The 20,116-nt window shown below is 43.6% G+C and carries 21 protein-coding genes and 1 pseudogene; 20 read left to right on the forward strand and 2 right to left on the reverse strand.

Annotated features, from left to right (window positions below):
- Positions 1-66 precede the first annotated feature (66 nt).
- From HMPREF2885_RS05565 to HMPREF2885_RS05590, 6 genes and pseudogenes are all read left to right on the forward strand, one after another.
- Positions 67-2,403 carry a cation-translocating P-type ATPase gene (locus HMPREF2885_RS05565; RefSeq protein ID WP_070657415.1) on the forward strand — a complete coding sequence of 779 codons (2,337 nt, stop codon included), beginning with the start codon at positions 67-69 and terminating at the stop codon, positions 2,401-2,403.
- 101 nt (positions 2,404-2,504) lie between these two features.
- The gene (locus HMPREF2885_RS05570) at positions 2,505-3,182 is read left to right on the forward strand and encodes a tRNA (adenine(22)-N(1))-methyltransferase (RefSeq protein WP_070657417.1); all 678 of its coding nucleotides are present in this window, start codon (positions 2,505-2,507) and stop codon (positions 3,180-3,182) included.
- Complete coding sequence (locus HMPREF2885_RS05575) at positions 3,169-3,966, forward strand: Nif3-like dinuclear metal center hexameric protein (protein ID WP_070657419.1); 798 nt, start codon at positions 3,169-3,171, stop codon at positions 3,964-3,966. Before HMPREF2885_RS05570 ends, HMPREF2885_RS05575 begins: the two co-directional genes overlap by 14 nt.
- Positions 3,967-3,982: 16 nt before the next feature.
- Entirely contained in the window at positions 3,983-5,086 is a 1,104-nt protein-coding gene (locus HMPREF2885_RS05580) for an NAD(P)/FAD-dependent oxidoreductase (RefSeq protein WP_070657421.1), read from the forward strand.
- Positions 5,087-5,187: 101 nt separating this feature from the next.
- Complete coding sequence (galE, locus tag HMPREF2885_RS05585) at positions 5,188-6,207, forward strand: UDP-glucose 4-epimerase GalE (RefSeq protein WP_070657423.1); 1,020 nt, start codon at positions 5,188-5,190, stop codon at positions 6,205-6,207.
- Position 6,208: 1 nt separating this feature from the next.
- Positions 6,209-7,175: pseudogene (locus tag HMPREF2885_RS05590) on the forward strand (glycosyltransferase family 2 protein).
- A gap of 75 nt (positions 7,176-7,250) precedes the next feature.
- Here the strand turns inward: HMPREF2885_RS05590 and HMPREF2885_RS09915 are convergent.
- Entirely contained in the window at positions 7,251-7,454 is a 204-nt protein-coding gene (locus tag HMPREF2885_RS09915; protein WP_002874767.1) for a ferredoxin, read from the reverse strand.
- A gap of 45 nt (positions 7,455-7,499) precedes the next feature.
- On the opposite strand from HMPREF2885_RS09915, the gene HMPREF2885_RS05595 reads away from it, so the two are divergent.
- From HMPREF2885_RS05595 to whiA, 9 genes are all read left to right on the forward strand, one after another.
- Positions 7,500-8,009 (forward strand): SAG1386/EF1546 family surface-associated protein, encoded by a 510-nt coding sequence (locus tag HMPREF2885_RS05595; RefSeq protein ID WP_000410192.1) that lies wholly within the window; start codon positions 7,500-7,502, stop codon positions 8,007-8,009.
- 9 nt (positions 8,010-8,018) lie between these two features.
- The gene (gene cmk, locus HMPREF2885_RS05600) at positions 8,019-8,693 is read left to right on the forward strand and encodes a (d)CMP kinase (protein ID WP_070657425.1); all 675 of its coding nucleotides are present in this window, start codon (positions 8,019-8,021) and stop codon (positions 8,691-8,693) included.
- Between the two features lie 118 nt (positions 8,694-8,811).
- On the forward strand, positions 8,812-9,318 hold the full coding sequence (locus tag HMPREF2885_RS05605) for a dihydrofolate reductase (protein ID WP_070657427.1): 507 nt from the start codon (positions 8,812-8,814) through the stop codon (positions 9,316-9,318).
- Positions 9,319-9,519: 201 nt separating this feature from the next.
- On the forward strand, positions 9,520-10,752 hold the full coding sequence (clpX, locus tag HMPREF2885_RS05615) for an ATP-dependent Clp protease ATP-binding subunit ClpX (protein ID WP_002874765.1): 1,233 nt from the start codon (positions 9,520-9,522) through the stop codon (positions 10,750-10,752).
- An 8-nt stretch (positions 10,753-10,760) separates the two neighbouring features.
- Positions 10,761-11,348, forward strand: coding sequence for a ribosome biogenesis GTP-binding protein YihA/YsxC (yihA, locus tag HMPREF2885_RS05620; protein ID WP_000405203.1), 588 nt, complete (start codon positions 10,761-10,763; stop codon positions 11,346-11,348).
- 9 nt (positions 11,349-11,357) lie between these two features.
- On the forward strand, positions 11,358-11,738 hold the full coding sequence (locus tag HMPREF2885_RS05625; protein ID WP_001140420.1) for a RidA family protein: 381 nt from the start codon (positions 11,358-11,360) through the stop codon (positions 11,736-11,738).
- A 51-nt stretch (positions 11,739-11,789) separates the two neighbouring features.
- Entirely contained in the window at positions 11,790-12,680 is an 891-nt protein-coding gene (rapZ, locus tag HMPREF2885_RS05630; protein ID WP_049478488.1) for an RNase adapter RapZ, read from the forward strand.
- A complete protein-coding gene (locus HMPREF2885_RS05635; RefSeq protein ID WP_001231053.1) occupies positions 12,677-13,654 on the forward strand; it encodes a YvcK family protein in 978 nt (325 codons plus the stop codon). Before rapZ ends, HMPREF2885_RS05635 begins: the two co-directional genes overlap by 4 nt.
- Entirely contained in the window at positions 13,651-14,562 is a 912-nt protein-coding gene (gene whiA, locus HMPREF2885_RS05640) for a DNA-binding protein WhiA (RefSeq protein ID WP_000011289.1), read from the forward strand. Before HMPREF2885_RS05635 ends, whiA begins: the two co-directional genes overlap by 4 nt.
- Before the next feature lie 32 nt (positions 14,563-14,594).
- On the opposite strand, the gene HMPREF2885_RS05645 is transcribed toward whiA, so the two are convergent.
- On the reverse strand, positions 14,595-15,563 hold the full coding sequence (locus HMPREF2885_RS05645; RefSeq protein WP_070657429.1) for an NAD(P)/FAD-dependent oxidoreductase: 969 nt from the start codon (positions 15,561-15,563) through the stop codon (positions 14,595-14,597).
- A gap of 136 nt (positions 15,564-15,699) precedes the next feature.
- Here HMPREF2885_RS05645 and cdaA point away from each other — a divergent pair, with 136 nt between their 5' ends.
- The 5 genes from cdaA (at position 15,700) to HMPREF2885_RS05675 (ending at position 20,023) form a co-directional block, all read left to right on the forward strand.
- Positions 15,700-16,557, forward strand: a complete 858-nt coding sequence (cdaA, locus tag HMPREF2885_RS05655; protein ID WP_001011078.1) for a diadenylate cyclase CdaA — start codon at positions 15,700-15,702, stop codon at positions 16,555-16,557.
- Positions 16,544-17,341 (forward strand): CdaR family protein, encoded by a 798-nt coding sequence (locus HMPREF2885_RS05660; RefSeq protein ID WP_001230933.1) that lies wholly within the window; start codon positions 16,544-16,546, stop codon positions 17,339-17,341. Before cdaA ends, HMPREF2885_RS05660 begins: the two co-directional genes overlap by 14 nt.
- A 30-nt stretch (positions 17,342-17,371) precedes the next feature.
- Positions 17,372-18,724, forward strand: coding sequence for a phosphoglucosamine mutase (gene glmM, locus HMPREF2885_RS05665; RefSeq protein ID WP_070657464.1), 1,353 nt, complete (start codon positions 17,372-17,374; stop codon positions 18,722-18,724).
- Positions 18,725-18,797: 73 nt separating this feature from the next.
- Positions 18,798-19,172: a DUF1149 family protein gene (locus HMPREF2885_RS05670; protein ID WP_001050092.1), complete on the forward strand. Its 375-nt coding sequence runs from the start codon at positions 18,798-18,800 to the stop codon at positions 19,170-19,172.
- 2 nt (positions 19,173-19,174) lie between these two features.
- Complete coding sequence (locus HMPREF2885_RS05675; RefSeq protein ID WP_049478491.1) at positions 19,175-20,023, forward strand: DegV family protein; 849 nt, start codon at positions 19,175-19,177, stop codon at positions 20,021-20,023.
- Positions 20,024-20,116: the final 93 nt, after the last annotated feature.

Below are 20,116 nucleotides of genomic sequence, written 5' to 3' on the forward strand. Positions count from 1 at the left end.
CAGTTATCAGCCAACAGTTTTAGATGGGATTAGAATTCTTTTAAAAAAAATGATATGATAGAATTTATGGATAAAAATAAGATTATGGGATTAACCCAAAGAGAAGTCAAGGAAAGACAGGCTCAAGGTTTGGTCAATGACTTTACCGCTTCAGCCAGTACCAGTACTTGGCAAATCTTCAAACGAAATGTTTTTACACTTTTTAACGCATTAAACTTTGCTATTGCCCTAGCGCTGGCCTTTGTTCAGGCTTGGAGCAATCTGGTCTTCTTTGCCGTTATTTGCTTTAATGCTTTTTCTGGGATTGTGACCGAGCTCCGGGCCAAACACATGGTGGACAAGCTCAATCTCATGACCAAGGAAAAAGTCAAAACCATTCGTGAGGGTCAAGAAGTTGCTCTCGATCCAGAAGAGTTGGTTCTAGGAGATGTCATTCGTTTGTCTGCTGGGGAGCAGATTCCTAGTGATGCTCTGGTTCTGGGAGGATTTGCGGAAGTCAATGAAGCCATGTTGACGGGTGAGAGTGATTTGGTGCAAAAAGAAGTGGATGCCTTGCTTTTATCAGGGAGTTTCCTAGCCAGTGGCGCAGTTTTGGCTCAAGTTCACCATGTCGGGGCAGACAACTATGCTTCCAAACTCATGCTGGAAGCTAAGACAGTGAAACCCATCAACTCTCGTATCATGAAATCACTGGACAAGCTAGCAGGCTTTACTGGGAAGATTATCATTCCCTTTGGTCTAGCTCTCCTCCTAGAAGCCTTGATGTTAAAAGGCTTGCCCCTCAAGTCTTCTGTAGTGAATACTTCGACAGCACTTTTGGGTATGTTGCCCAAGGGAATTGCCCTTTTGACCATCACTTCGCTCTTGACTGCGGTGATCAAGCTGGGCTTGAAAAAGGTCTTGGTGCAGGAGATGTACTCTGTTGAGACCTTGGCGCGCGTGGATATGCTCTGTCTGGACAAGACGGGAACCATCACTCAAGGAAAGATGCAGGTGGAGGCAGTTCTTCCGCTGACGGAAACGTATGGTGAAGAGGCTATTACTAACATTCTGACCAGCTACATAGCTCACAGTGAGGATAAAAATCCAACAGCCCAGGCTATTCGCCAGCGTTTTGTGGGAGAAATAGCCTATCGCATGCTTTCGAATCTTCCTTTCTCAAGCGATCGCAAGTGGGGAGCTATGGAGTTAGAAGGGCTAGGTACGGTTTTCTTAGGTGCGCCTGAGATGTTGTTGGACTCTGAAGTCCCAGAAGCTAGAGAGGCCCTAGAGAGAGGGTCGCGTGTCTTGGTCTTGGCACTCAGTCAGGAAAAACTTGATCATCATAAACCACAGAAACCGTCTGACATTCAGGCCCTGGCCTTGCTGGAAATCTTGGACCCCATTCGAGAAGGAGCCGCTGAGACGCTGGACTACCTCCGTTCTCAGGAAGTGGGTCTCAAGATTATCTCTGGCGACAATCCAGTTACGGTTTCCAGCATTGCCCAGAAGGCTGGCTTTGTAGACTATCACAGCTATGTAGATTGCTCAAAAATCACAGATGAGGAATTGGTTGCCATGGCTGAAGAGACAGCTATTTTCGGACGTGTTTCCCCTCATCAAAAGAAACTCATCATCCAAACTCTGAAAAAAGCAGGGCATACAACGGCAATGACAGGGGATGGTGTCAACGATATCCTAGCTCTCCGCGAAGCAGATTGTTCTATCGTTATGGCTGAAGGAGATCCTGCGACTCGTCAGATTGCTAATCTGGTTCTCTTGAACTCTGACTTTAATGATGTTCCTGAGATTCTCTTTGAAGGTCGTCGTGTGGTCAATAACATCGCCCATATTGCACCGATTTTCTTGATAAAGACAATCTATTCCTTCTTGTTAGCAGTTATCTGTATCGCCAGTGTTCTTCTGGGACGGTCTGAGTGGATCTTGATTTTCCCCTTCATTCCAATCCAGATTACCATGATTGACCAATTCGTGGAAGGTTTCCCACCATTCGTTCTGACTTTTGAGCGAAATATCAAGCCTGTTGAACCAAACTTCCTCAGAAAATCCATGCTTCGTGCCCTACCAAGTGCCCTCATGGTCGTGTTCAGCGTTCTTTTTGTCAAAATCTTTGGGGCTAGTCAAGGTTGGTCTGAGTTAGAAATCTCAACCCTACTCTATTATCTCCTTGGGTCAATTGGTTTCTTATCCGTATTTAGAGCCTGCATGCCATTTACTCTCTGGCGTGTCCTCTTGATTGTCTGGTCAGTAGGAGGCTTCCTAGCCACAGCTCTTTTCCCAATGATCCAGAAACTGCTTGAAATTTCGACCTTGACAGGACAAACATTCCCTGTTTACCTTGTCATGATGGCTGTCTTTACCGTGATTTTCATTCTAACTAGTCGTTACCAATCCAGAAAATAAAGAAAGGCTGCAATCTGTGGATTGCGGTCTTTTTAGGTGCAAGATTGCTAGCTGAAATGTGGTATAATAAGAGGTAATAGAGTTTTGGAAAGTGAGAGAAGATGATTTCAAAGAGATTAGAATTGGTAGCTTCCTTTGTGCCACAAGGTGCTGTGTTACTAGATGTGGGGAGTGACCATGCTTATCTGCCAATTGACTTGGTTGAAAGAGGCCAAATCAAAAGCGCTATTGCAGGGGAAGTGGTGGAAGGACCCTACCAGTCAGCGGTCAAAAATGTTGAGGCTCACGGCTTAAAGGAGAAAATCCAAGTTCGTTTAGCCAATGGCTTGGCAGCCTTTGAAGAGGCAGACCAAGTATCGGTTATCACCATTGCTGGTATGGGTGGCCGTTTGATTGCTACCATATTGGAAGAAGGCTTGGACAAGCTAGCTAATGTAGAGCGTTTGATCCTCCAACCCAATAATCGTGAAGACGATTTGCGCATCTGGTTACAAGAGCACGGATTTCAGATTGTAGCAGAAAGCATCTTAGAAGAAGCTGGCAAGTTTTATGAAATTCTAGTGGTGGAAGCAGGACAAATGAAGCTATCAGCCAGTGATGTCCGTTTTGGACCTATCTTGTCCAAAGAAGTCAGCCCAGTCTTTGTCCAAAAATGGCAAAAAGAAGCTGCTAAGTTAGAATTAGCCCTTCATCAAATTCCAGAAAAAAATATGGAGGAACGACAAGTTTTAGTAGATAAAATTCAAGCCATAAAGGAGGTTCTCCATGCTAGCAAGTGAAGTAATACAAGCTTATGAAGCCTTTTGCCCTCAGGAATTTTCAATGGAGGGTGACAGTCGTGGCCTGCAAATCGGTACTCTAGACAAGGAGATCCAAAGGGTTATGGTTGTCCTCGATATTCGTGAAGAGACGGTTGCTGAAGCCATTGAAAAGGGTGTGGACTTGATTATCGTCAAGCACGCGCCAATCTTTCGTCCGATTAAGGATTTGGTAGCCAGCCGCCCACAAAATCAGATTTACATCGACCTTATCAAGCATGACATTGCCGTTTATGTCAGCCATACCAATATTGACATCGTTGAAAATGGCCTCAATGACTGGTTCTGTCAGATGTTAGGTATTGAGGAAACGACCTATCTGCAGGAGACAGGTCCAGAACGTGGAATTGGACGTATTGGGAATGTTCAACCTCAGACATTTGGGGAATTGGCCCAACATGTCAAGCAAGTCTTTGGTCTAGATAGTCTTCGCATGGTCCATTATCACGAGAGTGATTTGCAGAAGCCTATTTCAAGAGTAGCTATCTGTGGTGGTAGCGGGCAGTCTTTCTATAAGGATGCTTTAGCAAAGGGGGCAGATGTTTATATCACTGGCGATATCTACTATCACACAGCCCAGGATATGCTTTCTGATGGCCTGTTGGCATTGGACCCAGGCCACTATATAGAAGTGCTTTTTGTGGAAAAAATCGCAGAACTTCTTACTCAATGGAAGGCAGAGAAGGGCTGGGGCATTGATATTGTGCCTAGTCAAGCATCGACTAATCCTTTCCACCTTATCTAGTTAGAAGGTGAAGACAATGAAAAAAGTTGCCATTATTGGAGCAGGAATTGTGGGGGCAACAGCTGCCTACTACCTCTCTAAAGAAGCTGACCTAGAGGTGACCGTTTTTGACCATGGACAGGGGCAAGCAACCAAGGCTGCAGCAGGAATTATCAGTCCTTGGTTTTCCAAACGCCGCAATAAAGCTTGGTACAAGATGGCGCGCTTGGGGGCTGACTTTTATGTGGATTTGTTGGCTGATTTAGAAAAATCAGGACAGGAGATCGACTTTTACCAGCGTTCGGGAGTTTTTCTCTTGAAAAAGGATGAATCCAAGTTAGAAGAACTCTATGAACTAGCCCTCCAGCGCAGAGAAGAATCTCCCTTGATAGGTCAATTAGCCATTCTAGACCAAGCGTCTGCAAATGAATTATTTCCTGGCTTGCAGGGATTCGACCGCCTGATCTACGCTTCTGGTGGGGCACGGGTGGATGGCCAGCTCTTAGTGACTCGTTTGCTAGAAGCCAGTCAGGTCAAGCTGGTCAAAGAAAAAGTGAGTCTGACACCTTTAGCATCCGGTTACCAGATTGGTGAAGAAGTGTTTGATCAAGTTATTTTGGCGTCGGGAGCTTGGTTGGGGGACATTTTGAAACCTTTAGGATATGAGGTAGATGTTCGTCCCCAAAAGGGACAACTACGAGATTATCAACTTACCAAAGATATGAAATCTTACCCTGTTGTCATGCCAGAAGGGGAGTGGGATTTGATTCCTTTTGCAGGTGGGAAATTGTCCCTAGGTGCTACCCATGAAAATGATATGGGATTTGACTTGACGGTGGATGAACCCTTGCTTCAACAAATGGAGGAAGCAGCCTTGCCATACTACCCAGCCTTGGCTGAAGCTACTAAAAGAGGTGAGCGAGTAGGAATCCGTGCCTATACCAGTGATTTCTCCCCTTTCTTTGGGGAAGTACCTGGCTTAGCAGGTGCCTATGCGGCTAGTGGTCTAGGTTCATCAGGTCTCACAACGGGTCCAATCATCGGATATCATCTAGCTCAACTTGTCCAAGACAAGGAGTTGACTTTGGATCCAGTAAAATATCCAATTGAAAACTATGTCAAACGAGTAAAAAGCGAATAAAATTTTACTGAAATTTTAGCAGGTAGTTTAGGATGTCAAATGACATTCCCTATCAAAAATGATAAAATAAGAAAAAATAATCCGAGAATCGAGGAAGAAAGATGCAAGAAAAGATTTTGGTAACTGGTGGTGCTGGATTTATCGGAACCCACACTGTTATTGAGTTGATCCAAGCAGGTCATCAAGTGGTTGTGGTGGATAATCTTGTCAATAGCAATCGTAAAAGTTTAGAAGTTGTTGAAAGAATCACAGGAGTTGAGATTCCTTTTTATGAGGCAGATATCCGTGACACAGATACACTCAGAGATATTTTCAAGCAGGAAGAACCGACTGGTGTCATTCACTTTGCGGGTTTGAAGGCTGTTGGTGAATCAACCCGTATCCCTCTTACCTACTATGACAACAATATCGCTGGAACTGTTAGCCTTCTAAAAGCTATGGAAGAAAACAACTGTAAGAACATCATCTTCAGTTCTTCTGCGACAGTTTACGGAGATCCTCATACAGTTCCAATCCTAGAAGATTTCCCGCTTTCAGTGACCAACCCATACGGTCGTACCAAGCTCATGCTAGAGGAAATTTTGACCGATATCTACAAGGCTGACTCAGAATGGAATGTGGTCTTGCTTCGTTACTTTAACCCAATCGGAGCGCATGAAAGTGGAGACCTAGGAGAAAATCCAAACGGCATTCCAAATAATCTTTTGCCTTATGTTTCACAAGTAGCAGTTGGCAAACTGGAACAAGTACAAGTCTTTGGAGATGATTACGATACAGAAGATGGAACTGGGGTTCGTGACTATATCCACGTTGTCGATTTAGCCAAAGGTCACGTTGCAGCTCTGAAAAAACTCCAAAAAGGTTCAGGTCTAAACATTTATAACCTTGGAACTGGTAAAGGTTACTCCGTTCTTGAAATTATCCAAAACATGGAAAAAGCAGTGGGTCGTTCTATTCCTTACCGCATCGTAGAACGTCGCCCAGGTGATATCGCTGCCTGCTACTCAGACCCGGCAAAAGCCAAAGCAGAACTGGGCTGGGAAGCAGAACTCGACATCACCCAAATGTGTGAAGACGCATGGCGTTGGCAAAGCAAGCATCCAAATGGATTTGAAGACTAAGATGATGATTTCGATCATTGTCCCATGTCTAAACGAAGAGGAAGTACTTCCTCTTTTTTATCAGTCTGTGGAAGCTCTGCTTCCTGACTTGGGAGCAGAGGTCGAATATGTATTTGTAGACGATGGCTCAAGCGATGGGACCTTGGAGCTTTTGAAGGCCTATCGGGAGCAAAATCCTGCGGTCCGTTATGTCTCATTCTCACGAAATTTTGGGAAAGAGGCAGCCTTATACGCAGGCTTGCAGCATGCAACTGGAGACTTGGTGGTCGTGATGGATGCAGACCTTCAGGATCCTCCTAGTATGCTACTTGAGATGAAAGCCTTACTAGACCAAAATGCAGATATAGACTGTGTTGGGACACGGAGAACTAGTCGGGAGGGGGAACCCTTTTTCCGCAGTTTCTGTGCTGACCTCTTTTACCGCCTCATGCAAAAAATTAGCCCAGTGGCCTTGCCCTCAGGTGTCCGTGATTTTCGCATGATGAGAAGGTCTGTGGTAGATGCTATTTTAACACTGACCGAGTCCAATCGTTTTTCTAAAGGACTCTTTGCCTGGGTGGGTTTTAAAACGCACTATCTTGATTATCCAAACGTTGAACGACAGGCTGGCAAGACCAGTTGGAGTTTTAGACAACTCTTTTTCTACTCGATTGAAGGGATTCTTAACTTTTCAGATTTCCCCTTGAGTATAGCCTTTGTAGCAGGACTTCTATCTTGTTTTCTTTCGTTTGTGATGACATTTTTTGTAGTGTTTCGGACTCTTATCTTGGGAAATCCGACATCTGGTTGGACGTCTTTGATGGCTGTCATTCTCTTTCTTGGAGGGATTCAACTCCTGACAATTGGGATTCTTGGTAAGTATATCAGTAAGATTTACCTAGAAACCAAAAAAAGACCACTCTATCTCGTCAAAGAAAAAAGTGACCTTTCTCTTGTTGAAGGAAAAAAATAACCAAAAAAGACTATAATTTTACCTAGAAATATGCTAAACTAGTAAGTGTGGGAAAAATGAGAAAAAATCAATTATATTTATTTCCTGCTTCCTACGATGGATCTTTTAGGAGTGCACGTGTAGGACAATTTTTGATGGCCTCCAGAACATCGCTGGTCTCAGCGATTTCTCTTTGCAATTCGACTGGATCATCGTAAAATCGAACGATTCCATTATCATGGTAATCAAAGAGTTCAGAATAGGTTTGGCAAAGCCCGCAGGCGATGCACCGTTCGGGTATAAGTGTGACTTTCATATTTATATTGTAATAAGAAAATGTAAAAAAAACAAGGAGTAAGGTATGGAAAAAGAACCGTGGCAAGAAGATATTTACGAAAACAATGAGGAAGAAACAAGATCAGAGCGTCGACACCGGAAACAAAAAGGGAAAGGCGTTGTTGCCAATCGTGTCTTGACAGTTCTAGCTAGCCTCTTCTTTGTAATTGTTGTAGCGATGGTAGTTGTATTGATTTACCTATCAACCGGTGGAAGCAATCGTACTTCATCTTTGAAGGACTTCTATGATGCATCGTCTCCTTCTACAAGTTCAAGTTCTAAAGTGGAAGAATCATCATCTTCAAGTAGCAAGGTAGAGGAAACAGCTTCTTCTGAATCAACACCTTCACAGAGCAGTTCGGAAGAACATACTACAGAGGGTGAAGGAACACTTACAGTACAGCCTGGAGAGGGAGAAGCAGCTCTTGCTCAACGTGCAGGGATTTCCATTGCCCAGCTAGAAGCCCTAAATCCTTCTCACATGTCATCTGGATCTTGGTTTGCCAACCCAGGTGATGTGATTAAGACAAGATAGGAGTCAATCATGAAGACTATTCAAATTGCTATCGATGGCCCAGCTTCGAGTGGTAAGAGTACGGTCGCAAAGATTGTCGCTAAGGATTTTGGTTACACTTATCTGGATACAGGTGCTATGTACCGTGCTGCGACTTATATAGCGCTCAAGCATCAGTTGGATGCAGGAAATGTAGACCAACTTCTTGAGCTTCTTAACCAACACCCCATTAGTTTTGGTCGTTCAGAAACAGGTGAGCAACTTGTTTTTGTAGGGGATGTTGAGATTACTCATCCGATTCGTGAAAATGAAGTAACCAACAAGGTTTCAAGCATTTCTGCCATTCCTGAAGTGCGTGAGAAACTGGTTTCGCTCCAGCAAGAGATTGCTCAGCAAGGTGGTATCGTCATGGATGGGCGTGATATCGGGACAGTTGTTTTACCACAAGCTGAACTCAAGATTTTCCTAGTGGCTTCTGTTGAAGAAAGAGCAGAGCGTCGTTACAAGGAAAATATTGCTAAAGGGATTGAAACAGACCTTGAAACGCTGAAAGAAGAGATTGCTGCGCGTGACTACAAGGATAGTCATCGTGAAACCTCACCTCTCAAGCAGGCTGAGGATGCGGTTTACCTTGACACAACTGGACTGAGTATCCAAGAAGTGGTCGAAAAAATCGAATCAGAAGCAAAAAAATATATGTCCTAGGGACGAGAGGAGCATGCTTAATGAAGCCTGCTCCTTTTCTCTCTTTTGCGCGCGTTTCAAAACAGCCTTTTTGGGAGAATTTTGATAAAATAGTAGTATCAATAAAAAGGACGGAAGCATGACAAAGAAAATCATAGCCATTTGGGCCCAAGATGAAAAAGGTGTGATTGGGAAGGAAGATCGTCTCCCTTGGCATTTGCCGGCAGAGTTGCAACATTTTAAGGAAACAACTTTAAATCATGCTATACTGATGGGACGAGTGACTTTTGATGGCATGGGACGTCGTCTGCTTCCAAAACGGCAAACCCTGATTTTAACGCGCAATAGCGAAGAAGTCATAGATGGGGCGCTCGTATTTCAAGATGTGGAGTCTGTTTTAGCGTGGTATCAGAGTCAGGAAAAAAATCTCTATATCATTGGCGGAAAACAGATTTTTCAGGCTTTTGAGCCGTATTTAGATGAAATCATCGTGACACAGATTCATGCTCAGGTGGAGGGAGATACCTATTTCCCTGATGAGTTTGACTTGTCTCGTTTTGAGACGGTCGCAAGCAAATCTTACACCCGTGATGAGAAAAACGACTATGATTTTACCATCGAATACCGAGATAGAAAGGAAGTCTAATGGAGCGCAGTATATTTGGATTTTTTACAGCTTTTTTGTGTGTGATCTGTATTTTGACTGGAGCACAGGCTTTTCGTAAGAAGCGCTATGGACTGTCTGCTTTACTCTGGTTGAATGCTTTTACCAATCTGGTGAACAGTGTCCACGCTTTTTATATGACCTTATTTTAGATAGAATGATAAATTAGAATGGAAGGAAATCATGCCTACAAATAGGAAAAATGATATGATGGTTTATTGCTCATTTTGTGGCAAAAGCCAAGAAGAAGTAAAGAAAATAATCGCTGGGAACAACGCCTTTATCTGTAATGAATGTGTGGAGTTGGCCCAGGAAATCATTCGGGAGGAGTTGGCCGAGGAAGTTTTGGCAGACTTGTCTGAAGTACCAAAACCAATCGAGCTCCTCAATATCTTGAACCACTATGTCATCGGTCAGGATCGTGCCAAACGTGCCTTGGCAGTGGCTGTATATAACCACTACAAACGCATCAATTTCCACGATACGCGTGAAGAGTCAGAAGATGTGGATTTGCAGAAGTCAAATATCCTGATGATTGGTCCAACTGGTTCAGGGAAAACTTTCTTGGCTCAGACTTTGGCTAAGAGCTTGAATGTGCCTTTTGCTATTGCAGATGCGACAGCTCTGACTGAGGCTGGGTATGTGGGTGAGGACGTGGAAAATATCCTCCTCAAACTTTTGCAGGCTGCTGACTTTAACATCGAACGTGCAGAACGTGGGATTATCTACGTAGATGAAATTGACAAAATTGCCAAGAAGAGCGAGAATGTGTCTATCACACGTGACGTTTCGGGTGAAGGTGTGCAACAAGCCCTTCTCAAGATTATCGAGGGAACTGTCGCTAGCGTGCCGCCTCAAGGAGGACGCAAACATCCACAACAAGAGATGATTCAGGTGGATACTAAAAATATCCTCTTTATCGTAGGTGGTGCTTTTGATGGCATCGAAGAAATCGTTAAACAACGTTTAGGTGAAAAAGTTATCGGTTTCGGCCAAAATAACAAGGCAATTGACGAAAACAGCTCCTACATGCAAGAAATCATCGCAGAAGACATTCAAAAATTTGGGATTATCCCTGAGTTGATTGGGCGCTTGCCTGTCTTTGCTGCTCTTGAGCAATTGACGGTCGATGACTTGGTTCGCATCTTGAAAGAGCCAAGAAATGCCTTGGTGAAACAATACCAAACCTTGCTTTCTTATGATGATGTTGAGTTGGAATTTGACGACGAAGCTCTTCAGGAAATCGCCAATAAGGCTATTGAACGCAAAACTGGTGCGCGTGGTCTTCGCTCAATCATCGAAGAAACCATGCTAGACGTTATGTTTGAAGTGCCAAGTCAAGAAAATGTGAAATTGGTCCGCATCACAAAAGAAGCTGTTGATGGAACGGAAAAACCCATTCTAGAAACAGCCTAGAGGTGACTATGGAAATCAATACACACAATGCTGAAATCCTGCTCAGTGCGGCAAACAAGTCCCACTATCCGCAGGATGAACTGCCAGAGATTGCCCTTGCAGGGCGTTCAAATGTCGGCAAGTCTAGCTTTATCAACACCATGTTGAACCGCAAAAATCTTGCTCGTACATCAGGAAAACCTGGGAAGACCCAGTTACTCAACTTCTTCAACATTGATGACAAGATGCGTTTTGTGGATGTACCAGGTTATGGCTATGCCCGCGTTTCTAAAAAGGAACGTGAAAAATGGGGGCGCATGATTGAGGAGTACCTAACGACTCGGGAAAATCTCCGTGCGGTTGTCAGTTTGGTGGATCTCCGCCACGACCCGTCAGCAGATGATGTGCAGATGTACGAATTTCTCAAGTATTATGAGATTCCGGTTATCATCGTTGCGACCAAGGCGGACAAGATTCCTCGCGGTAAGTGGAACAAGCACGAATCAGCAATCAAAAAGAAATTAAACTTTGACCCAAGTGACGACTTCATCCTCTTTTCATCTGTCAGCAAGGCAGGGATGGATCAGGCTTGGGATGCAATATTAGAAAAATTGTGAGGGAAAGAAATGGCAAAAACAATTCATACAGACAAAGCTCCAAAAGCAATCGGACCATATGTTCAAGGGAAAATCGTTGGCAATCTTTTGTTTGCTAGCGGTCAAGTTCCCCTATCTCCTGAAACTGGAGAAATTGTAGGAGAAACGATCCAAGAACAGACAGAACAAGTCTTGAAAAATATCGGCGCTATTTTGGCAGAAGCAGGAACAGACTTTGACCATGTTGTTAAAACAACTTGCTTCTTGAGCGATATGAATGACTTTGTTCCTTTTAACGAGGTTTACCAGACTGCCTTTAAAGAGGAATTTCCAGCTCGTTCAGCTGTAGAGGTTGCACGTCTTCCTCGTGATGTAAAAGTCGAAATTGAAGTGATCGCAGAGATTGGATAAGCTAGTTGAAGTTTGGCTCTGCCAAACTTTTTTTGATATAAGGAGAGATAGATGACAAAGAAACAACTTCACCTGGTGATTGTGACAGGGATGAGTGGCGCAGGGAAAACAGTAGCCATTCAGTCCTTCGAGGATTTGGGATATTTCACTATTGACAATATGCCACCAGCCCTCTTGCCAAAGTTTTTGCAGTTGGTAGAGACCAAGGATGATGACCACAAACTGGCCTTGGTTGTGGACATGCGGAGCCGTTCCTTCTTTTCAGAGATTCAGGCAGTTTTGGATGAATTGGAAAACCAAGATGATTTGGATTTCAAAATTCTCTTTTTGGATGCAAAAGATAAGGAATTGGTGGCCCGTTACAAGGAAACCAGACGGAGTCACCCTCTAGCAGCGGATGGTCGGATTTTGGACGGCATCAAGCTGGAGCGCGAGCTCTTGGCACCTTTGAAAAACATGAGCCAAAATGTGGTGGATACGACAGAACTTACTCCGCGTGAACTTCGTAAAACCATTGCTGAGCAATTTTCGGACCAAGAACAAGCCCAGTCTTTCCGTATCGAAGTCATGTCTTTTGGATTCAAGTATGGTATTCCTATCGATGCAGACTTGGTCTTTGATGTCCGTTTCTTACCAAACCCATACTACCTCCCTGAACTCCGTAATCAGACAGGTGAGGATCAAGCAGTTTATGACTATGTGATGAATCATGAAGAGTCTGAAAGTTTCTATCAGCACTTACTCGCCTTGATTGAACCCATTTTGCCAAGTTACAAAAAAGAAGGCAAGTCTGTTTTAACCATTGCAGTAGGATGTACAGGTGGACAACACCGTAGTGTTGCCTTTGCCAAACGCATAGCTGAGGACCTTGCTAAAAACTGGTCTGTCAATGAAAGCCATCGTGACAAAGACAGAAGAAAGGAAACGGTAAACCGTTCATGAGAAAACCAAAGATAACGGTAATTGGTGGAGGAACAGGTATCCCCGTCATTTTGAAAAGCTTGCGAGAAAAGGATGTTGATATCGCAGCCATCGTAACGGTAGCTGATGATGGCGGCTCTTCTGGTGAACTAAGAAAGAATATCCAACAGCTGACACCACCAGGAGATCTTCGCAATGTCCTGGTAGCCATGTCGGATATGCCTAAATTTTATGAGAAGGTTTTTCAGTACCGCTTTTCAGAAGACGCTGGTGCTTTTGCAGGTCATCCTCTAGGAAATATCATTATAGCAGGGCTTTCTGAAATGCAAGGGTCCACTTATAATGCCATGCAGCTGCTAAGTCTCTTTTTCCACACAACAGGAAAAATCTACCCCTCAAGCGATCAGCCTTTGACACTGCATGCAGTCTTTAAAGACGGTTCTGAGGTGGCAGGTGAGAGCCACATTGCAGATCATCCCGGCATGATCGACCATGTCTATGTGACCAATACCTTGGATGATGAAACGCCCCAAGCCAGCCGTCGAGTGGTCAATACTATCCTAGAGAGTGATATGATCGTCTTGGGGCCTGGTTCCCTCTTTACATCGATTTTGCCCAATATTGTCATTGAGGAGATTGGGCAGGCTCTCTTGGAGACTAAGGCTGAGATTGCCTATGTCTGCAATATCATGACTCAGCGTGGGGAAACAGAGCACTTTTCAGACAGTGACCACGTGGAAGTCCTCCATCGCCATCTAGGTCGGCCTTTTATTGATACAGTCTTGGTCAATATTGAGAAAGTTCCTAGAGAATACATGGATACCAACCGTTTCGATGAATATTTGGTTCAGGTAGAGCATGACTTTGCTGGTCTTTGCAAGCAGGTTCCTCGTGTGATTTCATCCAACTTCCTTCGTTTGGAAAATGGAGGTGCCTTCCATGATGGCGATTTGATTGTAGATGAATTGATGCGCATTATACAGGTGAGAAAATGAGTTTTACAGTCGCAGTAAAAGAGGAAATTCTTGGTCAACACCATCTCAGCCGTCATGAATTGTCTGCCATTATCAAGATGTCTGGCAGTATCGGTCTCTCGACTTCAGGCTTGACCTTGTCCGTCGTGACCGAAAATGCCAAGTTGGCTCGGCACCTTTATGAATCCTTTCTCCATTTTTATGAGATCAAGTCAGAAATTCGTCACCATCAGAGAAGCAATCTTCGTAAGAATCGTGTCTACACGGTCTATACCGATGAGAGAGTGCAGGAGCTTTTAGCTGATTTGCGGCTTGCGGATTCCTTCTTTGGTTTGGAGACAGGTATCGATCCTGATATTTTAGCAGATGAGGAGGCTGGTCGTGCCTACTTATGTGGGGCCTTTCTGGCAAATGGTAGTATCCGTGATCCTGAGTCTGGCAAGTACCAATTGGAGATCAGTTCCGTTTATCTGGACCACGCCCAAGGACTGGCCTCTCTCCTCCAGCAATTTTTACTGGATGCCAAGGTTATTGAGCGAAAGAAAGGTGCAGTCACCTATCTCCAACGTGCAGAGGACATCATGGATTTCTTGATTGTGATTGGTGCCATGCAGGCGCGTGATAACTTTGAGCGCATCAAGATTTTGCGTGAAACCCGTAACGATCTCAATCGAGCCAATAACGCTGAAACAGCCAATATCGCTCGGACAGTTTCTGCTAGTATGAAGACCATTAATAATATCAGTAAAATCAAAGATAGAATGGGTTTGGAAAATTTACCCGTGGATTTGCAAGAGGTGGCTCAGTTGCGAATCCAGCATCCAGACTACTCTATCCAGCAGTTGGCAGATAGCCTGAGCAATCCCCTAACCAAAAGTGGTGTCAACCACAGACTAAGAAAAATAAACAAGATTGCAGATGAACTATAAAACCACGAATCAGTTGATTCGTGGTTTTTTTCTTATAAACTGGTCGAGTGTTTGGGTTGAACTTTTTGTTCTGGGTCGATGTAGTTGATGGCATTGTTAATAGCAGTTGGTGCTTCTCCAAGTCCTGTGGCAATCAAGTCAATCTTTCCTTCGTAGTAGCAGCAGTCTCCGATAGCGTAAATACCCGCTTGGCTGGATTCTTGCTTGCTATTGACGATAATCTTGTGTCGGTTGAGATCCAGACCCCATTTTTTTAGATTTCCGACAGATGATTTAAAACCATAGTTGACAAAGAGATGGTCTACTTCGATAGTTTCGGCTTCATCTGATTTGACTTTGGTGATTTCTAGTTTGTCGAGTGTTTTTCCATCTCCGAGAAGTTGGCTAGGGACGAACGGTGTTTTAATGGTTACAGATGATTCTTGCAGGGCTTGCACACTATGTTCCAAGGCGCGGAAATTATCTCTGCGGTGAACGAGGGTAGTTGGGGCAATCTCTTCAAAAGCCAGAGCCCAGTCCACTGCTGAGTCCCCACCACCAAGGATGGTCACCTTCTTACCAGCGTATTGCTGGATATTGGAAACGTGGTAGTGGATATTTTCATAGTCTTCAACGTTCTCCAATTCGAGCGGACGCGGTTTAAAGGCGCCACCACCCATGGCAATGATAACTGTTTTAGTCAGGTGGCTACCTTTAGAGGTTGTAATGGCAAAGCCTTCTTCTTGTTTTTCAATCTCAAGAACGGTTTCATTGAGATGAATAGGAGTATCAAAGCCGTTTAGCTGTTCAATCAAGCGATTGGTCAACTCTTCTCCGGTTAAGTTTGGAAAACCTGGCACATCAAGGATTTGCTTTTCAGGGTAGAGGATGGCTGGTTGACCACCAAGCTGGGGAAGGGAGTCGATGATTTGGACTTTGGCTTGGCGTAGATGGGCGTAAAAGGCAGCAAAGAGCCCGACAGGACCGCCACCTACAATGGTAATATCATAGAGTTGAGACATGATTTCTCCTTTGTTTTTTCTAGTCAGTTTATTTTATCATATTTTTGCTTAATTTAAAATGAGGTAGGATAGGGAAAAAATGGGCAAAAAATGGTATAATGATGAGTAAAGTGTTTTGACAGGGAGGAGGCCAAGGATGAATTTTCAACAATTATCCAATTTACAATACTGGACGAGTTTGTTTTCAAGTCCTTGGAGTATAGTCACCAATCTGATTGATATTCTCATTGTGACTTATATTTTATATCATTTTACTAAAGCTATTGCAGGCACCAAGATTATGATATTGGTCCGTGGAGTCTTAGTTTTTATTCTAGCCCAGATTCTTTCCAATATGATTGGTTTAACAACTATTTCCTGGTTGATCAATCAGATCATCACCTACGGGGTGATTGCAGCAGTGGTTATCTTTTCACCAGAGATTCGGACTGGTTTGGAGCGATTGGGTCGGGCTACTGATTTCTTTTCCAATGCCCCTATCAGTGCGGAAGAGCAAATGGTTCGTGCATTTGTGAAATCAGTTGAATACATGAGTCCTCGTAAGATTGGGGCGCTTGTAGTGGTTCAGCGAGTAAGAACCTTGCAGGAATACATCTCGACAGGGATTCCTTTAGATGCTAAAATTTCGGCTGAATTGCTTATCAATATTTTTATTCCCAATACTCCCTTGCATGATGGTGCTGTCATTATCAAGGAAGACCGGATTGCCGTCACTTCAGCCTATCTACCCCTGACCGAAGATACCGGGATTTCCAAGGAGTTTGGAACGCGTCACAGGGCGGCGATTGGTTTGTCGGAAGTGTCAGATGCTCTTACCTTTGTGGTTTCGGAAGAAACGGGTGGAATCTCAATCACCTATAATGGAGTCTTTAAGCATGATTTGACCTTGGAAGAGTTTGAATCGGAGTTAAGAAGAATCTTACTTCCAAAATCAGAGAAAAAGCAAGGTCTGAAAGAGCGCTTGCTAGGAGGATTGAAACATGAGAAAAAATAGTCTATACATCATTTCTTCCTTCTTTTTCGCCTGCATCCTCTTTATCTATGCGACTTCAACAAACTATCAGAATAGCAACAGTGCCAGACAGGTGCGGACGGAGACTTATACAAACACAGTTCTTAATGTCCCAATTGATATTCAGTATGACAGTGATCAGTATTTTATCAGTGGTTTTACATCTGAGGTGACGGTCTTTCTAACAGGCTCAAACAGAGTTGCTTTAGCGAGTGAGATGCAGGAAAGTACCCGCAAATTTAAGGTGACGGCTGATCTTTCTGATGCTAGTGTAGGAACCATCGAAGTTCCTCTGACTATTGAAAATTTACCGAGTGGTTTGACGGCTGTTGCGACACCGCAAAAGATAACAGTGAAGGTTGGTAAAAAAGCAAAACGAGACAATGTCATTGTTGTGCCGGAGATTGATCCTAGTCAGATTGATTCTCGCGTGAAAATCGATACAGTTACTGTATCAGATGAAAAAGTAACGGTTATTAGTGATGAGGAAACCCTCTCCAAAGTAGATCGTGTCATTGCCATCTTACCGACGAGTGAACGGATAACTAGAAACTACTCGTCCTCTGTTCCTCTACAAGCAGTCGATAAAAATGGAAATGTCTTACCAAGCGTCATTATGCCATTTGACACTACAATGAAAATTACAACCAAAACAGTATCGTCTAGCTCGAGTTCTTCGTCAACGACCTCATCAACAGGATCCTCGACTAGCAGCTCGTCTTCAACGAGTTCAGAAACAAAACCAGACTCGTCTAAACAAGAATAAATAAAAAAGTAGAAAAGGATGATTAACAAAATGGGTAAATATTTTGGGACCGATGGAGTCCGTGGAGAAGCAAACGTAGAACTGACACCAGAATTGGCTTTTAAACTAGGCCGTTTTGGTGGATATGTCCTCAGTCAACACGAAACAGAAGCCCCTAAAGTCTTTGTAGGACGTGATACACGTATCTCAGGAGAAATGTTAGAATCAGCCTTGGTGGCAGGTCTTCTCTCTGTAGGGATTCACGTCTACAAACTTGGTGTCCTTGCAACACCAGCAGTAGCTTACTTGGTCAAAACTGAGGGAGCCAGTGCAGGTGTTATGATTTCTGCCAGCCACAACCCAGCCCTTGATAATGGAATTAAATTCTTTGGTGGGGATGGCTTCAAACTTGATGATGAAAAAGAAGCAGAAATCGAAGCTTTGCTAGATGCTACTGAAGACACTCTTCCTCGTCCAAGCGCCGAAGGCTTGGGAACCTTAGTGGACTATCCAGAAGGTTTACGTAAGTATGAAGGCTACCTTGTTTCAACTGGAACGCCTCTTGAAGGAATGAAAGTGGCCTTGGATACAGCCAACGGTGCAGCATCTACAAGTGCCCGTCAAATCTTTGCAGACCTTGGGGCTCAAATAACTGTTATTGGGGAGACACCAGATGGTCTTAACATCAACTTGAATGTGGGTTCTACACATCCAGAAGCTCTTCAAGAAGTGGTCAAAGAAAGTCAGTCAGCTATTGGTTTGGCCTTTGACGGAGATAGTGACCGTTTGATTGCTGTTGATGAAAATGGCGAGATCGTCGATGGTGATAAGATCATGTATATCATCGGGAAATACCTTTCTGAAAAAGGCCAGTTGGCTCAAAACACCATCGTGACAACGGTTATGTCTAACCTTGGCTTCCATAAGGCCTTGGAGAGTGCTGGTATTAACAAGGCAGTGACTGCTGTTGGTGACCGCTATGTCGTTGAAGAAATGAGAAAATCAGGCTACAACCTTGGTGGTGAACAGTCTGGTCACGTTATCTTAATGGATTACAACACTACTGGTGATGGTCAATTATCAGCTGTTCAATTGACTAAAATCATGAAAGAAACAGGCAAGAGCTTGTCTCAACTAGCATCAGAAGTGACGATTTACCCACAAAAACTGGTCAATATCCGAGTGGAAAATGCTATGAAAGAGAAAGCCATGGAAGTACCAGCCATCAAGACAATCATCGAAAAGATGGAAGAAGAAATGGCAGGGAACGGTCGTATCCTTGTCCGCCCAAGTGGTACCGAGCCTCTCTTGCGCGTCATGGCAGAAGCCCCTACGACAGAAGAAGTTAACTACTACGTAGATACGATTGGTGCTGTTGTTAAAGATGAAATCGGAATTGACTAAAGCCTAGAAAACTAGATGAAATGATAAAAATGTGGTACAATTGCATAGTAAATTGTAGCAATGGGAGAGAAAAATGAATCTTAAACGAGAACAAGAATTTGTTAGTCAGTATCACTTTGATGCTCGTAACTTTGAATGGGAAAATGAAAATGGAGCTCCTGAAACCAAGGTAGACGTGAACTTTCAGTTACTCCAACATGACCAAGAAAACCAAGTGACTTCTTTAGTCGTTATCTTGAGTTTCATGATTGTCTTTGACAAATTTGTCATCAGTGGAACGATTTCCCAAGTGAACCATGTGGAAGGTCGCATTGTTAACGAACCAAGCGAATTTAACCAAGAAGAAGTCGAAACTCTGGCACGTCCATGTTTGAACATGCTCAATCGTTTGACGTATGAAGTAACAGAAATCGCCTTGGATCTTCCAGGGATCAATTTGGAGTTTTAGTCATGAAATTAGCTGTCATTACAGATTCTTCAGCCTATTTAGAGGAGAAGACGCTGCAAAGAGAGAATCTTTTTATCCTGGATATTCCTGTTAATATTGATGGGGAGGAGTATGTCGAAGGTGTCAATCTGACTGCTGAGGAATTTTATCAAAAAATGGCTCAGTCTGCAGAATTGCCTAAAACTAGTCAACCGAGTATTGCCAAATTGGATGAGATTCTAAATTCCTTGAAAGATGAAGGCTATACTCATGTCTTGGGACTCTTTCTTTCGTCTGGAATTTCAGGCTTTTATCAGAACATCCAATACATGTTGGATGAGTATGATGGCTTGACCATTGCCTTTCCAGATACCCATATCACAAGTTCCCCTCTAGGATTTATGGTGGAGAGTGCCTTTGAATGGGCAGAACAAGGCGATGATTTTGCTCAGATTCAGGAGAAATTAGCTCTTCAAATTGCTGATAATTCAGCCTTTATCATAGTAGATGACCTCGATCACTTGGTTAAGGGAGGACGTTTGTCAAATGGGGCAGCCATCTTAGGGAATCTCCTCAGTATCAAGCCTATTCTTTACTTTAATGACCAAGGAGTGATTGAAGTTTACGAAAAAGTTCGTACAGAAAAGAAAGCAATCAAACGTTTGGTGGAAATCATCAAGGAGTTGACAAAAGATGGGGACTACCGTATAACAGTCATTCATGGGAACGCTCCTCAAAAGGCAGCGGATTTACGTCAGCTTTTGATGGAGAGTGGTGTGACTGCTGAAATTCCAATTGAAACCTTTGGTAGTGTTATTGGGACCCACCTTGGAGAAGGTAGTATCGCCTTGAGCTATACACCAATCGTCTAAATTGTTCTTACAGGCTTTGTATCTTAGCAATTGAACACGGCCTACCTGCCTCTTGAAAAAAGATGTCTGTCTTGCCTTTCATGGAAAGTCAGC

It is taken from the genome of Streptococcus sp. HMSC062H02, assembly GCF_001813005.1.
GTDB lineage: Bacteria > Bacillota > Bacilli > Lactobacillales > Streptococcaceae > Streptococcus > Streptococcus oralis_S.

Coding starts and splice junctions, on each gene's coding strand:
- HMPREF2885_RS05565 (WP_070657415.1), top strand. CDS start 67: ATGGATAAAAATAAGATTATGGGATTAACCCAAAGAGAAGTCAAGGAA.
- HMPREF2885_RS05570 (WP_070657417.1), top strand. CDS start 2,505: ATGATTTCAAAGAGATTAGAATTGGTAGCTTCCTTTGTGCCACAAGGT.
- HMPREF2885_RS05575 (WP_070657419.1), top strand. CDS start 3,169: ATGCTAGCAAGTGAAGTAATACAAGCTTATGAAGCCTTTTGCCCTCAG.
- HMPREF2885_RS05580 (WP_070657421.1), top strand. CDS start 3,983: ATGAAAAAAGTTGCCATTATTGGAGCAGGAATTGTGGGGGCAACAGCT.
- galE (WP_070657423.1), top strand. CDS start 5,188: ATGCAAGAAAAGATTTTGGTAACTGGTGGTGCTGGATTTATCGGAACC.
- HMPREF2885_RS09915 (WP_002874767.1), bottom strand. CDS start 7,454: ATGAAAGTCACACTTATACCCGAACGGTGCATCGCCTGCGGGCTTTGC.
- HMPREF2885_RS05595 (WP_000410192.1), top strand. CDS start 7,500: ATGGAAAAAGAACCGTGGCAAGAAGATATTTACGAAAACAATGAGGAA.
- cmk (WP_070657425.1), top strand. CDS start 8,019: ATGAAGACTATTCAAATTGCTATCGATGGCCCAGCTTCGAGTGGTAAG.
- HMPREF2885_RS05605 (WP_070657427.1), top strand. CDS start 8,812: ATGACAAAGAAAATCATAGCCATTTGGGCCCAAGATGAAAAAGGTGTG.
- clpX (WP_002874765.1), top strand. CDS start 9,520: ATGCCTACAAATAGGAAAAATGATATGATGGTTTATTGCTCATTTTGT.
- yihA (WP_000405203.1), top strand. CDS start 10,761: ATGGAAATCAATACACACAATGCTGAAATCCTGCTCAGTGCGGCAAAC.
- HMPREF2885_RS05625 (WP_001140420.1), top strand. CDS start 11,358: ATGGCAAAAACAATTCATACAGACAAAGCTCCAAAAGCAATCGGACCA.
- rapZ (WP_049478488.1), top strand. CDS start 11,790: ATGACAAAGAAACAACTTCACCTGGTGATTGTGACAGGGATGAGTGGC.
- HMPREF2885_RS05635 (WP_001231053.1), top strand. CDS start 12,677: ATGAGAAAACCAAAGATAACGGTAATTGGTGGAGGAACAGGTATCCCC.
- whiA (WP_000011289.1), top strand. CDS start 13,651: ATGAGTTTTACAGTCGCAGTAAAAGAGGAAATTCTTGGTCAACACCAT.
- HMPREF2885_RS05645 (WP_070657429.1), bottom strand. CDS start 15,563: ATGTCTCAACTCTATGATATTACCATTGTAGGTGGCGGTCCTGTCGGG.
- cdaA (WP_001011078.1), top strand. CDS start 15,700: ATGAATTTTCAACAATTATCCAATTTACAATACTGGACGAGTTTGTTT.
- HMPREF2885_RS05660 (WP_001230933.1), top strand. CDS start 16,544: ATGAGAAAAAATAGTCTATACATCATTTCTTCCTTCTTTTTCGCCTGC.
- glmM (WP_070657464.1), top strand. CDS start 17,372: ATGGGTAAATATTTTGGGACCGATGGAGTCCGTGGAGAAGCAAACGTA.
- HMPREF2885_RS05670 (WP_001050092.1), top strand. CDS start 18,798: ATGAATCTTAAACGAGAACAAGAATTTGTTAGTCAGTATCACTTTGAT.
- HMPREF2885_RS05675 (WP_049478491.1), top strand. CDS start 19,175: ATGAAATTAGCTGTCATTACAGATTCTTCAGCCTATTTAGAGGAGAAG.